The organism is Brevibacterium sp. (assembly GCF_031179145.1).
GTDB lineage: Bacteria > Actinomycetota > Actinomycetes > Actinomycetales > Brevibacteriaceae > Brevibacterium.
This window is the reverse complement of sequence record NZ_JAPSIB010000003.1, coordinates 1-12572: the sequence shown is the minus strand read 5'-3', so window position 1 is coordinate 12572 and position 12572 is coordinate 1. Positions and strand designations below refer to the sequence as shown.

The 12572-nt window shown below is 65.9% G+C and carries 12 protein-coding genes and 1 pseudogene; 5 read left to right on the top strand and 8 right to left on the bottom strand.

Features of this window, described 5'->3' with window-relative positions; all coding sequences use genetic code 11:
• Positions 1–84: 84 nt before the first annotated feature.
• From RIT73_RS03270 to RIT73_RS03260, 3 genes are read left to right on the top strand one after another with little or no spacing between them, the layout of a single operon-like run.
• The gene (locus RIT73_RS03270; RefSeq protein WP_309130622.1) at positions 85–987 is read left to right on the top strand and encodes an enoyl-CoA hydratase/isomerase family protein; all 903 of its coding nucleotides are present in this window, start codon (positions 85–87) and stop codon (positions 985–987) included.
• Complete coding sequence (locus tag RIT73_RS03265) at positions 987–1841, top strand: 3-hydroxyacyl-CoA dehydrogenase family protein (protein ID WP_309130621.1); 855 nt, start codon at positions 987–989, stop codon at positions 1839–1841. The genes RIT73_RS03270 and RIT73_RS03265 overlap by 1 nt, the downstream gene beginning before the upstream one ends.
• A gap of 9 nt (positions 1842–1850) precedes the next feature.
• Complete coding sequence (locus tag RIT73_RS03260; RefSeq protein WP_309130620.1) at positions 1851–2660, top strand: enoyl-CoA hydratase-related protein; 810 nt, start codon at positions 1851–1853, stop codon at positions 2658–2660.
• A gap of 18 nt (positions 2661–2678) precedes the next feature.
• Here the strand turns inward: RIT73_RS03260 and RIT73_RS03255 are convergent, their stop codons facing one another.
• From RIT73_RS03255 to RIT73_RS03245, 3 genes are all read right to left on the bottom strand, one after another.
• Positions 2679–4100 carry an Nramp family divalent metal transporter gene (locus tag RIT73_RS03255; protein ID WP_309130619.1) on the bottom strand — a complete coding sequence of 474 codons (1422 nt, stop codon included), beginning with the start codon at positions 4098–4100 and terminating at the stop codon, positions 2679–2681.
• Positions 4101–4168: 68 nt separating this feature from the next.
• Positions 4169–5140 carry a dihydrodipicolinate synthase family protein gene (locus RIT73_RS03250; RefSeq protein WP_309130618.1) on the bottom strand — a complete coding sequence of 324 codons (972 nt, stop codon included), beginning with the start codon at positions 5138–5140 and terminating at the stop codon, positions 4169–4171.
• 322 nt (positions 5141–5462) lie between these two features.
• Entirely contained in the window at positions 5463–6221 is a 759-nt protein-coding gene (locus RIT73_RS03245) for an IclR family transcriptional regulator (RefSeq protein WP_309130617.1), read from the bottom strand.
• Between the two features lie 142 nt (positions 6222–6363).
• Here RIT73_RS03245 and RIT73_RS03240 point away from each other — a divergent pair, with 142 nt between their 5' ends.
• Positions 6364–7899: an altronate dehydratase family protein gene (locus RIT73_RS03240; RefSeq protein ID WP_309130616.1), complete on the top strand. Its 1536-nt coding sequence runs from the start codon at positions 6364–6366 to the stop codon at positions 7897–7899.
• A gap of 107 nt (positions 7900–8006) precedes the next feature.
• On the opposite strand, the gene RIT73_RS03235 is transcribed toward RIT73_RS03240, so the two are convergent.
• From RIT73_RS03235 to RIT73_RS03225, 3 genes are all read right to left on the bottom strand, one after another.
• On the bottom strand, positions 8007–8681 hold the full coding sequence (locus RIT73_RS03235) for a TVP38/TMEM64 family protein (RefSeq protein ID WP_309130615.1): 675 nt from the start codon (positions 8679–8681) through the stop codon (positions 8007–8009).
• Positions 8682–8771: 90 nt separating this feature from the next.
• The gene (locus RIT73_RS03230) at positions 8772–8945 is read right to left on the bottom strand and encodes a hypothetical protein (protein ID WP_309130614.1); all 174 of its coding nucleotides are present in this window, start codon (positions 8943–8945) and stop codon (positions 8772–8774) included.
• A gap of 13 nt (positions 8946–8958) precedes the next feature.
• The gene (locus tag RIT73_RS03225) at positions 8959–10332 is read right to left on the bottom strand and encodes an OFA family MFS transporter (protein ID WP_309130613.1); all 1374 of its coding nucleotides are present in this window, start codon (positions 10330–10332) and stop codon (positions 8959–8961) included.
• Positions 10333–10470: 138 nt separating this feature from the next.
• On the opposite strand from RIT73_RS03225, the gene RIT73_RS03220 reads away from it, so the two are divergent.
• Positions 10471–11670, top strand: a complete 1200-nt coding sequence (locus RIT73_RS03220) for an XdhC family protein (protein ID WP_309130612.1) — start codon at positions 10471–10473, stop codon at positions 11668–11670.
• A gap of 25 nt (positions 11671–11695) precedes the next feature.
• On the opposite strand, the gene RIT73_RS03215 is transcribed toward RIT73_RS03220, so the two are convergent.
• Together RIT73_RS03215 and RIT73_RS03210 are read right to left on the bottom strand one after the other, a co-directional pair.
• Positions 11696–12319 carry a nucleotidyltransferase family protein gene (locus RIT73_RS03215; protein WP_309130611.1) on the bottom strand — a complete coding sequence of 208 codons (624 nt, stop codon included), beginning with the start codon at positions 12317–12319 and terminating at the stop codon, positions 11696–11698.
• Positions 12316–12572, bottom strand: a pseudogene (locus tag RIT73_RS03210) (xanthine dehydrogenase family protein molybdopterin-binding subunit); the annotation flags it as partial. The gene RIT73_RS03215 and the pseudogene RIT73_RS03210, both read right to left, overlap by 4 nt.

Below are 12572 nucleotides of genomic sequence, written 5' to 3'. Positions count from 1 at the left end.
TGCTGGAGAGAGCACGAGCACAGGTGAGAGCATGAACACGCGGAGACCACGAGCGCTGGTGAGACGAGAGAGAAAGAGCAGGGCATGAGCGGGAGCGAACAGGGCACCAACGGGAACGCGCACCTCGGCGGGGACAGCGATCCACACGACGGTTCGCCACTCCTCGTCGAGGACCACGGCGATCGGGTCGTCATCCGCCTCAACCGCCCGGAGGTCCGCAACGCGATCGACCTGACCATGGTCGACGCCCTCCACGAGGTGTGCAGGAACCTCGAGGCCGATCCGCGGGTGGCGATCCTGACCGGAACCGGTGGGACCTTCGCCGCCGGCGCCGACATCGCGCAGCTGCGCGAGCGGCGACGCGAGGACGCGCTGGCCGGGATCAATTCCAAGATCTTCAACCGGATCCAGGAGCTGCCGATGCCGGTCATCGCCCTGGTCGAGGGCTACGCCCTCGGCGGTGGGGCAGAACTCGCCTTCGCCTGCGACTTCCGGATCGGAACGCCGTCGACGAAGATCGGCAACCCCGAGGCGGGCCTGGGAATCCTCGCCGCGGCCGGGGCGGCCTGGAGGCTGCGGGAGCTGGTCGGCGAGCCGCGTGCCAAGGAGATTCTCCTGGCCGGCCGGACGCTGAATGCGGAGGAAGCCCGGACGATCGGGCTGCTCAACGACGTCGTCGACCCAGAGGACCTCGAAGCCGCAGGCCAGGCGCTCGCGAAGAGGATCGCGAGCTTCGCTCCCCTGGCCGTGAGACTGACGAAGTCAGCGTTCCACGCACCCCGGGAGGCCCACCCGCTCATCGACAACGTGGCCCAGGCCGTGCTGTTCGAAACGGAGGAGAAGTTCGAGCGGATGGGCCGGTTCCTCGCCAAGCGGGAAGCGAAGCGAGCGACCCGCGCCACCGACCCTTCCGCGGAGTCCGCGGCAGAACCCGCCACCGACCCTTCCGCAGAGTCCGCGGCAGATACACCGATGAAGGAGCAGTGATGAGCGAAACACCCGGCGTCGAGGCGACGTCGCGGGTTCCCGAGACGGTGGGAGTCTACGGCGGAGGACGGATGGGCGGCGGAATCGCGCACGCCTTCGCCGCCGCCGGCGCCCGCGTGATCGTCATCGAGAACGCCGAGGAGTCGGTGACCGCGGCGCGGGAGAGGATCGACTCCTCGATCGAGAAGTCCGTCTCGAAGGGCATCGAGGTTCCCGGAACGGTCGAGGTCGTGCGCGATCCGACCCTGCTCGACCAGGCGCTCCTCGTCATCGAGGCTGTCCCCGAGGACGTCGAACTCAAGAAGCAGGTCCTGGCCGCGATCGCCAAGTACGCACCCGCGGCGAGCATCGGCACGAACACGAGCTCCCTCTCGATCGACGAACTCGCCCAGGCGCTGCCCCGCCCGGATGCCCTCATCGGCCTCCACTTCTTCAACCCCGTGCCCGTCAGCGATCTCGTCGAGGTGGTCGTCGGCTCGCAGACCCGGCCGGAGCTCGCCTCGGCGGCGAAGACCTGGGTCGAGGCACTCGGCAAGACCGCCATCACCGTCCAGGACTCACCCGGATTCGCCTCCTCCCGCCTCGGCGTGGCCCTGGCGCTCGAAGCGATCCGGATGGTCGAGGAGGGGGTCGCGAGTGCTGCGGACATCGACACCGCGATGACGCTGGGCTACCGGCATCCCATGGGCCCGCTGAAGACCACGGACATCGTCGGTCTCGACGTGCGGCTGGGCATCGCCGAGCACCTCGAACGCGAGCTCGGGCCCCGCTTCGCGCCCCCGCAGCTCCTGCGGGACAAGGTCGCCGCAGGTCAATTGGGGCGCAAGACCGGCCAGGGGTTCTACGAGTGGTGAGGTGAGACGATGACCGAGATCAAATTCGAACGGGCGGGGCAGGTGGCGACGATCATCCTCGACGGCCCGGAGTCGCGCAACGCGCTGAATGCTGCGAACCTGCGCAGCATCGGCGATGCGGTCGCTCAGATCGCCGGGGAAGTCGTTCAGTTCACCAGCGAAGCCGCCCAGCCGGGCACCGGGGTCCGCGCCCTGCTCATTCGTGGCGAGGGCACAGTCTTCTGCTCCGGCCGCGACATCGCAGGTATCGACGTCGAGACCGATGACGCCCGGGAGTTCCTCGCCGAGGTGTTCTCCCCGGTGTTCGCGTCCATCCGGGCGCTGCCGATCCCCGTCATCGCCGAAGTCCAGGGTGCGGCGCTCGGACTGGGGTACGGACTCGCCGCCGCCGCGGACATCGTCTACGCGGCCGAGACCGCGAAATTCGGCTCCCCGTTCGCCGCGATCGGTGCGATGCTCGACTCCGGCGCCCATCACATCTTCCTCGACAGGTTGGGCTATCACCGGACGATGGACCTCATCGTCACGGGTGATTTCATCACCGGCGCCGAGGCGGCCGCCGCCGGCATCGTCTCCCGCGCAGTTCCCGCAGCGAACCTGCGGGAGTTCGTGGACGAGAAGCTGGAGCGGATCGTGTCCGGACCGGCGCAGGCATACGCGATGGAGAAGGGGTTCGTCCGGACCCTCGCCGACGAGCGGCCTCCGCTTGCGCAGGTCCTCGCCGAGGAGGCACAGCTGCAGGAAGCCGCGCGTCACACCCCCGACTATGCGGAAGGCTTCAGAGCCTTTCAGGAACGCCGTCCCCCGAAGTTCCGGTAGGCCGGCGCCGAGCGTCGCTCAGCCGAGTTCGACCCCCAGAGCGTTGAGCGCGGTGTAGACGCCGACGAGTCCGATCGCCACGGACGAGATGACGAGGAAGACCGCGAACCCTCTGCCGCCCTTGACTCGGTCGTCGGTCTCCGTCCTCCGCAGGTACCAGGTGCCGATGACGACAGCCAGAAGGAAGATACCGGTGGCGATGCCGCCGATCGTGATCATCACTACCGGTGAACTCACAACGAGGAAGAGGATTCCCCAGAGGACAGGCAGGAGGACAGTGAAGAATCGCAGCCACCTGTTCCGGGCACTCGGATCCTTCCAGTCGAGGACGCCCGTGTTCGCCAGGAAGTTCGTCCACATCCGGGCATGCGACGGAATGGCCGCCCACAGCGTCGAGCCGAGCACGGCGACCGCGCAGATGAGGAAGATGACCCCGGCCCAGCTGCCGATCGCGTCGGTGTACATCTGAGACAGAGTGGTGATCATCTCATTGCCCTCGGGGATCAGACCCTGGGGGTGGAGCACCGCGGCGCCCATGATGTAGAAGGCGATCGTCCCGAGGGTGTAGATGATCCACGAAATGAATGCGTCCTTCTGCATGACCCCGATCCAACCGTTCGCCCGATCGACCCACTCCTGAGAACCGTCGTTCGGTCCGGTGTAGCGCGCGTAGCCCTTCTCCACACACCAATAGGTGTAGAAGGCGATCTCATCGGCACCCACTCCCGTCAGGCCGAACATCGCCACGGCGATGCCGATCATTCCCAGGGGCAGGTGGAAAGTGAGCCCACCGGCGACATCGCTGAGGCCGTAGGGGAACGGAGTGAAGGGGAGGGAGAGGGCCAGTCCGATCGTCGCAATCGAGAAGGTGACGATGAGAACGGTTGCGATGCGCTCGATGAGACCATATCTGTTCGACCACAACATGGCGATGGACCCGATGACGATGATCGCGGTCCAGACCCCGAGGGAGAGTGGGCTGAGGGGATCCGAGCCGATCGGGATCATGATGCTCATCGCGGCCGCAGTGCCGCCGACGATGCCGCCCATTTGGACGATCTTGCTCAGGGCCATCAGCAGCCACAGGAATGAGATCCATCCCGTCCGACCGAACCGGGGCGGCACGCGGTTGAAGCCGGTCAGACCCGGTTCTCCTGTCGTGATCGTCCATCGGGCCAATTCGACCTGAACGGCGACTTTGACGGTCGTCGACAGGACGACCATCCACAGCAGGACGAATCCGGCCTGAGCGCCGAGGGCCGTGGTGGCGATCAGTTCGCCGGAACCGACGATCGATGCGCTCGTGATGATTCCCGGGCCGAGATACTTCAGGCTCCCCACCCAGCCTTTGGGCGGTTCCTTGATGTCCTCCGCGCGCAGAGTGTAGGGGTCGTTCGGGGCCGTTGACTGCTTGTCTGTCGCTCCAGGCGAGTAGGACATGGAAGCACTCCTTTGTGAATTCCGTTGTTTCTCGTGGACGTGGTGGCGAATTCGAGGGCGGGGACGGCTCAGGCAGAACCGCCGGCCGCAGCGGTGGTGTTCGGGATGTGCGTCCGTCCGGTTCTTTCCCCGGCCCATCTGAGGATGAAAGCGTCCTTTCGTTGAGCCAGTTCGACGAGCTGCCTGCGGGTCGTCGGGTGGATCGCTGGGAATGGCGCTCTTGTTCGCTCGCTCGAGAGGATGCCGCCTTCCTTCATGAGGACCTTGGTGGCGAGCAGGCCGCACTGGCGATTCTCGAACTGGATGAGAGGCAGCATTTCCTCCCAGATCTCCACGGCATGGGCCCTGTCACCGCGCAGATGGGCACGTGCCGCAGTGCCCAACACATCCGGGATCATGCTGCTCGTCATCGTTCCTCTCGCACCGGCGTCGAAATCCGGGATCAGGGTCACTGCTTCTTCTCCGTCGAACAGTCCGGGCAGGTCTTGACCTGCGATCTCGGCGAGTCCGCGGAGTTTGTCGGCAGTTCTCGGAACCTCGATCTTCGCGTACTGCACCTGTGGGACTTCCCGGGCTATGCGAGCCATGAGGTCTACGGTCATCGGAGTCGTGCTCATCGGAGCGTCCTGGATCATGACCGGAATCTCCAGCCCATCGGCGACTCGTTTGAAGTACTCGACCACGCCTTGCTCGTCGACCTTCATCGATGCTCCGAAGAACGGGGGCATGAGCATAACCAGGGACGCCCCCAGCTCCTGCGCCTGCCGACACCGTCGAGCAGCGATCTTCGTGCTGTAGTGGCTGGTGGTCACGCAGATCGGCAGTCGATCTGCCGCTCGTTCCAACGTCGCGGTCAGAACTTGGTGGCGTTCCTCGTCCGTCAGCGAGAACTGCTCGGAATAGTTGGCCAGGATGCAGATGCCGTCGACTTCGGCGTCGACGAGGAAGTCCACGATGCGCTGCTGGCCCTCCAGATCCAGCTCTTCACCATCGGTGAAGGCTGTAGGGGCAACAGGAACAATTCCTTCGATGGTGGTCATGGAGATTCTGCTCCTCAGTGTGGATTGTGATCGTCATCGATCGCGAGAAGCCCGAGCACCTGTGCCCGTGTTCGAAATATCGACAGCTTGTCGCAATTTCGACAACTGTATTTCCGCCCTGGTTGAGGAGTCAATGGGGTGACGTTAAATTCCCACCATCGAAGACTTCCGGCGCCAACCGTCCGCGTGCAGCCTCGATCGCGGGCAAGCGGTCAGTCATCGCACGCTCTGACCTGAGCCCGCCTGGGGATACGGGGGCACAGGAGATGCGCCGCAGGGCCATTCGCTGCGGCGGATTCTGACTCATCTGGGGAGTCGGGGACTAACAGGCTCCGAGCTCTTCGCTCAGGCGGCGCGCACCGTGGCGCACGAGCTCGGCCCACTCGTCCTCGGAGCGCTGACGCCAGCGCATGTCCGGGACGGAGACGCTCAACGAGGCGACCACCTCGCCTCGGTGATTGCGGACCGGTGCGGCGGCGCAGGAGACGTCGGGTGTCGACTCTCCGGCTTCGAAGGCGACTCCCGTTTCGCGGATCCTCTGCATCTGGGCGAGAAGCTCTCGCGGGTCCGTGATGCTGCGGGGGGTCAATGCGGCGAGAGCGCCGGGCTTGGCCAACTCTTCCAGTCGGTGGTCCGGCAGATACGCCAGCAGTGCCTTTCCCACCCCTGTGCAACTGGCTGGGGCTTGGCCTCCCGTGCGCGAGATCATCCGCACGGCCTGAGTGCTGTCGATCTTGCACAGATAGACCACATTGAACCCGTCGAGGATGCCGACATTGACGGTCTCATCGCACTCGGCGGCGACTTGTCGGGCGACACGCTGCCCCACTTCGTGAAGGTCGAGCTGGTCTGCGAAGGCATTGCCGAGCCGAAAGACACTCAGGCCCAGTCGATATCGGCCGGTCGTGTCGTCGCGCTGGAGGTACTTGCGCTCAACGAGGGTCATCAGCAGTTCGTGCACCGAAGTGCGCGGAAGATTCGTCCTCTCCACGATCTCAGCCGACGCTAGGTCGCGATCGGCGTCGCCGAAGAGCTCCAGGATGTCGAAGGCCCTCATCAGGGCCGGAGTCAGTCGTGGCACGCGGCATACTTCCCATCGGTTTGCGTCTGCAGTTCGTATCGTACCGGCCGGGCTGGAATGTGATTGACAGCACACATGACCAGCCGCTAGCGTGTTCGGTATATCAACATCGTACCGAAATTTCGAACACAAGGTGGTTCTCATGACTGCGCCTCTGCCACTGATCCACCTTTACGCCGAAGACAACGTCGCTCTCGCACCCCAAGACACACCCGCGGGGATGCAGGTCAGCGCGGGTGGCCGCGTCCTCACGCCGACCACGCAGATTCCACGCAGCCATAAGGTGGCAGTGCGGGACATCCCTGCAGGAGAGGCGGTCTACCGGTACGGACAGATCATCGGCTTCGCCCACAGCGACATCCGGACCGGAGACCACGTGCATCTGCACAACCTCGACTACAAGGAATTCGACCGCGAGTACGAGTTCTGCGTGGACGCGAAGGAGGAAGAGGTCCTCCCTCTGCATGAAAGAGCGACGTTCAATGGCTATGTCCGCTCGGACGGCAAGGTCGGAACCCGCAATTACATCGGAGTGCTCAGCTCGGTCAACTGCTCCGCCACCGCGGCGAACCAGATCGTCCAACGCATCCGCTTCTCAGGCATTCTCGACGACTACGAGAACGTCGACGGAGTTGTGGGTCTGACCCATGGCACCGGATGTGGCATGGCTCAGGTCAGCGAAGGTATGGACATCCTTCGACGGACTCTGCGCGGCTATCTCAGCCATCCCAATTTCGGGGGATTCCTCGTTCTCGGTCTGGGCTGTGAGGACAACCAGATCAACAAGCTCACGCAGGAGGTGGAGCTGCGGTCCAACCTGCCGATCGTCTTCGCCACCATCCAGGAGCTGGGTGGTACCGGGAAGACCATCGCGGCCGGGGTCGACTACCTCACCGACATGCTCGCTCAGGTCAACCAAACCGAACGCACCACGGTTCCCGCCTCGGAACTCATCCTCGGCACCAACTGCGGCGGTTCCGACGCGTACTCCGGCATCACCGCCAATCCTGCTCTGGGAAACGCGGTCGACCGGTTGGTCCGACAAGGGGGAACTGGCATCGTCGGCGAAACTCCCGAGATCTACGGCACCGAGCACATGCTCGTCCGCCGTGCCGCCACCGAAGACGTCGCGCGCAAGCTGCTCGAGCGCATCGACTGGTGGCGCGGCTACACCACGAAGCACTCGGGCACCATGGACAACAACCCCTCTCCCGGAAACAAGGAGGGTGGGCTCACCACAATCCTCGAGAAGTCTCTCGGAGCTGTCGCCAAGGGAGGAACGACGACGCTCGCAGATGTCGTCGAATACGCCTCGCCGGTCACGTCAAAGGGCTTCGTCTTCATGGACACGCCGGGATATGATCCCGTCTCCGTCACCGGGATCGTTGCAGGAGGAGCCAACATCGTCTGCTTCACCACCGGACGAGGCTCCGCCTTCGGCTGCGCGCCGGTGCCGAGCATCAAATTGGCCACGAACACCGAGCTCTATGACCACATGTCGGAAGACATGGACATCAACTGCGGCGGGGTCGCCGACGGCACGACGACGATCGAGGAACTCGGCGAGGAGATTCTGCAGAAGGTCCTCGACGTCGCATCCGGAACTCACACCAAGAGTGAGGACTTCGGCTACGGCGACAAGGAATTCGTTCCCTGGCAGGTCGGGACTGTGATGTAGCTTCCGGTAGACCGGCGCCAAGCGTCGCTCACGGTCGCAGGTCCGGATCGGCTTCAGGCTCAGGATCGGAATCGGGTTCGGGTTGAGAACCAGGCCCGGACTCGGACTCAGGGCCCGGACTCGGAATCGGATTCGGGGTCCGCCTCGGCGCCGGGCTTCCTCGTTCTCCGCCAGCGGCGGAACGTGACGATCGTCAGCGCGATGACGAGGGCCCACGAGACGCCGACGGCGACTCCGTTGAGGACGGTCTGGTCGCCGATGAACGCGCCGATCGCGACCAGGGACATCTGTCCGGGCAGCGCCGAGAGGATGGTGGAGAGCAGGAAGGTGCGGCTGTCGACGCCCAGCGCCCCGCTGCCGTAGTTGACCGGCCAATAGGGGAGTCCAGGCATCAGGCGGGCGGTGCACACCGCGTAGAAGCCGCCGTCGCTGAGCTGGCTCTCGACCGACTCGGCGTGACTGCCGAGCAGCTTCATCACGGTGTCGCGGCCCAGGCCCCGGGAGATCCAATAGCCGCCCCAGCAGCCGATCACGACTCCGATCATCGACAACAGGGTGCCGAAGGGCAGGCCGTAGATCAGTCCGCCGGCGACGGCCATGATGGTGATCGGGATCGGGGTGGCGGCGACGAGGGCGTAGAGCAGGATGAACGCGCCGATTCCCCATCCGCCGAGACCCTCGATGTCTCTCTCCAGCGCATCGAGAGAGGGCAGGCGGACATTGAAGACCATCCACAGTGCCGCCAGCACCACGAGCCCGAGAGCGATGTTGCGCAGGATCACCGACCAGGGAACGCCGGCCCCGCTGTGAGAGTTCAGAGGAACTCCTTCATTTACATCGTGCTTCGGCTGGATCGTGCTTCAGCTGGTGCTTCAGCTGGTGAAGATCGCGACGGCCCGGATGGCGGTCAGGGTCAGCCCCCACAGCAGTCCGCCGACCACAACGACGGAGAGCAGGGTACCGACGGTCTTGTAGGCGCCTCCGATCGGACTCTGGGGCGAACCGGCGTCGGGGATGTCATGGTGATGGGATGCAGCGGTGTTCATGGTGGGTCCTCCTTCAGTCGTTGTGGGTGCCCGAGGGTGTGGTTGCGGCCTCGACCGCTTCCTCGTCTTCGAAGAACTTCTCCTTGACCGGCCTGATCAGGAGGTTGGCGACGAAGCCGATGGCCAGGGCGCCGACCATGATGAACATGCCCGGGGTGTAGAGGGCCGGTCCGGCCTTCCCGGCGGCCTGGCCGGCTTCGACGACGGAGTTGACGATGAACGGTCCCGCGACACCGGCGGCGGCCCACGCGGTGAGCAGTCGGCCGTGGATGGCGCCGACCTGGAAGACGCCGAACAGGTCCTTGAGGTAGGCGGGCACGGTGGAGAATCCGCCGCCGTAGAAGGAGATGATGACCAGCGTGGCGAGGATGAAGATGGCCAGCGAATTGCCGCCGAGGAGCGCGACGGCCAGGTACATGAGGACTCCGCCGCCGAGGTAGAGCATGTAGTTGTTCTTGCGGCCGAGGTAATCCGAGGTGGTCGACCAGACGAACCGACCGGCCATGTTGGCCAGCGACAGCAGCCCGACGTATCCGGCAGCGGCGGCCGCGGTCAGCCCGAAGTAGCTCTGGATCATGGGGGCGGCGTTCTCGAGGATGCCGATGCCTGCGGTCACGTTGAGGAACAGGACGACCCACAGCAGCCAGAACTGCGGGGTGCGGATCGCGTTGTTGGCCGAGACGTTGCCTTCGGTCTGCATCGGCTTCGCCTTCGCCGTGGCCGGGTCGAAGCCCTTCGGGGTCCAGTCGGGGTGCGGGACCCGGATGACGAAGGCGCCCGCGGCGATCACGATCGCGTAGACGATTCCCAGGGTGAGGAACGTCGGGGTCAGACCCGCGACGAGGTGCTCGGGATCGGATCCACCTCCGTAGAGGGCCATGAGCTGATTCGACATCGGGCTCGCGATGAGCGCTCCACCGCCGAAGCCCATGATCGCCAATCCCGTGGCCAGACCGGGCCGGTCGGGGAACCACTTCATCAGCGTCGAGACGGGGGAGATGTACCCGATGCCCAAGCCGATTCCGCCGATGACGCCATAGCCGAGGTAGACGAGCCACAACTGCCCGGTGGTGATGCCGAGGGCGGCGACGAGGAATCCGACGACCCAGCAGGTGCCGGCGGCGACCATCGAGGCGCGCGGTCCGGCCTTCTCGACCCAGGTCCCGAAGACGGCCGAGGAGATGCCGAGCATGAGGATTGCGATGGAGAAGATCCACCCGATCTCGACTTCACCCGCATCGAACTGCGACATGAAGGGGATCTTGAAGACGCTGAAGGCGTAGACCTGTCCGATGCACAGATGGATGGCCAGGGCGGCCGGAGGGATCAGCCACCGATTGAAGCTCTTCGGCGCGACGATCGCGGATCGGGAGAGAACGGAAGCCATGTCAGCCCTTCTTCTGGTGTGGATCGCCCCCTGATCGCGGTGGCGGCCAGTTCGGGCGGAAACGCATGTCCTTGTACAGGGTAGAGTGCGTCCGCGAATTTGGCGAGGACCGGTCGAGCGATCGGTTAGGCTCGAACCGTGTTGGACATCCTGACCGTCGCGCGAGAGCTCCTGTTCGATCCGCAGGCGCCGCAGGACGTCGCGATCGCCACGATCATCGCCGCCGAGGGGTCGGTGCCGCGGCCGGTCGGCACCTCGATGATGGTCGATTCGACCGGAGCCATTCACGGTTCACTGACCGGCGGCTGCGTCGAGGCCGCAGTCGTCGCAGCCTGCACCCAGGTGCTCGAGTCGTCGGACGCGAGGGTGGAGCGGTTCGGCTACAGCGCCGAGGACGCCTTCGCCGTCGGACTGATGTGCGGCGGCAGCATCGACGTCCTCGTCCTCCCGATCCGAGCCGGTGACCCGGCACTCGCGCCGGACTCGAGCGACCCCTCTGCGCTCGTCCTGCGCATCCCGCCTGCCGAAGTAGCTGATCGCGCCGAGGCTGCTGACCGTGCCGAACTTACCGACGCCCGCGGTGCCGACGGAGCCGGTGGGCCCCCGTCTCGATGGGCGACAGCGGTCCCGGACAGCCCGTCGGTCGATGCCCTCGAATGTGTGGTCCCGGCAGCGGTGGCGCCGGCGGCTGCCGAATCGGTGGCGGCGATGATCGGGGAAGGACGCACCGGCCGGGTCCGGATCGCCGCATGCGACGGCGACCGCGAACCGATCGAACTGTTCGTCGAGACCCGGACATCCCCGGCGCACCTGGTCATCCTCGGCGCCAATGTCTTCAGCCAGGCCCTCGTGCACGTGGCACGTCCCCTGGGCCGGCGGATCACGGTGTGCGATCCGCGTCCGGCCTTCACCGACCCCGGGGCCTTTCCCGGCGCCGAGGTGGTGCGCGCCTGGCCGCATCGCTTCCTCGCGGACCTCGCCGCCTCCGGTGACCTCGACTCGCGCAGCGCCGTCTGCGTCCTCACCCACGATCCGAAGGTCGACACCCCGGCACTGATCGAGGCGCTCGACCTCGACGTCGCCTACGTCGGTGCGATGGGATCGCGGCGCAGCGATCGGCAGCGCCGCGATGCTTTGAGGAACGCCGGGATGAGCGCCGAGGCGCTGAACCGTCTGCACTCACCGATCGGTCTCGACATCGGTGCGCTCACCCCCGCCGAGGTCGCGATCTCGATTCTCGCCGAGATCCTCGCCTCCCGTCACGGGCGAGCTCAGGTCGAGCCGCTCAGTCACGGTTCCGGTCCGCTCCATCCTCCGGCAGCAGACGACTCCCGGTAGCCTCCCGCTCCAGACTGTCCGACTCTCACTCCGGAGATGTCGCGTCCTGCTCGGCTGCCCCGACGCCTTCCCAGTCCGCGGGCACGTCGATGTCCCGACCGTCATCGAGATCCGAGCAGTCGATGAGCGCGACGATGTCCGGAACGGTCGCGAGCAGGTCCCGGGCCCCGACGTCGTCGTGGGCCGAAGCAGCGGCGGGTCCCACCCACCGCGAGTCGAAGAGGACCGGGTGCCCGCGCCGCAATCGTCCTGACCGGTCCCGGTGGGCGGCGGCCGTGATCGCTCCGGGGCGGTTAGCGGCGATGACCCGTGCGACTTCGGCAACCGTCAAGCCCGGACGGTCGACCGGAACCACGAGGACACCCCGGTCCGGCTCGGCCGCGAGCAGCCCGCACCGCAGGGACGAGCCCATCCCCGTCTCCCAGTCGGGATTGTGGGCGAGTGCCACCCGTGGATGGTCGTTGAGGAGATCGGTCACCGCTGCCGCTCCTGCACCGGTGACGACGATGACCCGCGAGCAGCCACCGGCCAGCAGGGTCTCCACAGCGGTCTCGACCAGCGTCGCCGAGCCTCGGCGCAGCAGTGCCTTGGGCCCGAGGCCGAGGCGGCGACCGGCCCCGGCGGCGAGGACGAGACCGACAGGGCTCACGCGTTCGGCAGGAACGCGTCGCAGAGCAGCGGCAGATCGCGGCAGCGCACGCCGGCCGCGTGATGGGCCGCATTGGCGATCGCGGCAGCGGCCCCGACGATGCCGATCTCCCCGATCCCTCGCGCACCGAGCGGCCCGGCCAGGGGGTCGTCCTCGTCGAGCCACATGGCCTCGATCTCGGGAACATCGGCATTGGTGGGCACGTGGTACTCGGCGAGGTCGTGGTTGACGACGTGGCCGAAGCGCGGATCGA

Excerpts from the sequence above, each read along its gene's own strand:
- RIT73_RS03270 (WP_309130622.1), top strand. The coding sequence starts at position 85 with ATGAGCGGGAGCGAACAGGGCACCAACGGGAACGCGCACCTCGGCGGG.
- RIT73_RS03265 (WP_309130621.1), top strand. The coding sequence starts at position 987 with ATGAGCGAAACACCCGGCGTCGAGGCGACGTCGCGGGTTCCCGAGACG.
- RIT73_RS03260 (WP_309130620.1), top strand. The coding sequence starts at position 1,851 with ATGACCGAGATCAAATTCGAACGGGCGGGGCAGGTGGCGACGATCATC.
- RIT73_RS03255 (WP_309130619.1), bottom strand. The coding sequence starts at position 4,100 with ATGTCCTACTCGCCTGGAGCGACAGACAAGCAGTCAACGGCCCCGAAC.
- RIT73_RS03250 (WP_309130618.1), bottom strand. The coding sequence starts at position 5,140 with ATGACCACCATCGAAGGAATTGTTCCTGTTGCCCCTACAGCCTTCACC.
- RIT73_RS03240 (WP_309130616.1), top strand. The coding sequence starts at position 6,364 with ATGACTGCGCCTCTGCCACTGATCCACCTTTACGCCGAAGACAACGTC.
- RIT73_RS03230 (WP_309130614.1), bottom strand. The coding sequence starts at position 8,945 with ATGAACACCGCTGCATCCCATCACCATGACATCCCCGACGCCGGTTCG.
- RIT73_RS03225 (WP_309130613.1), bottom strand. The coding sequence starts at position 10,332 with ATGGCTTCCGTTCTCTCCCGATCCGCGATCGTCGCGCCGAAGAGCTTC.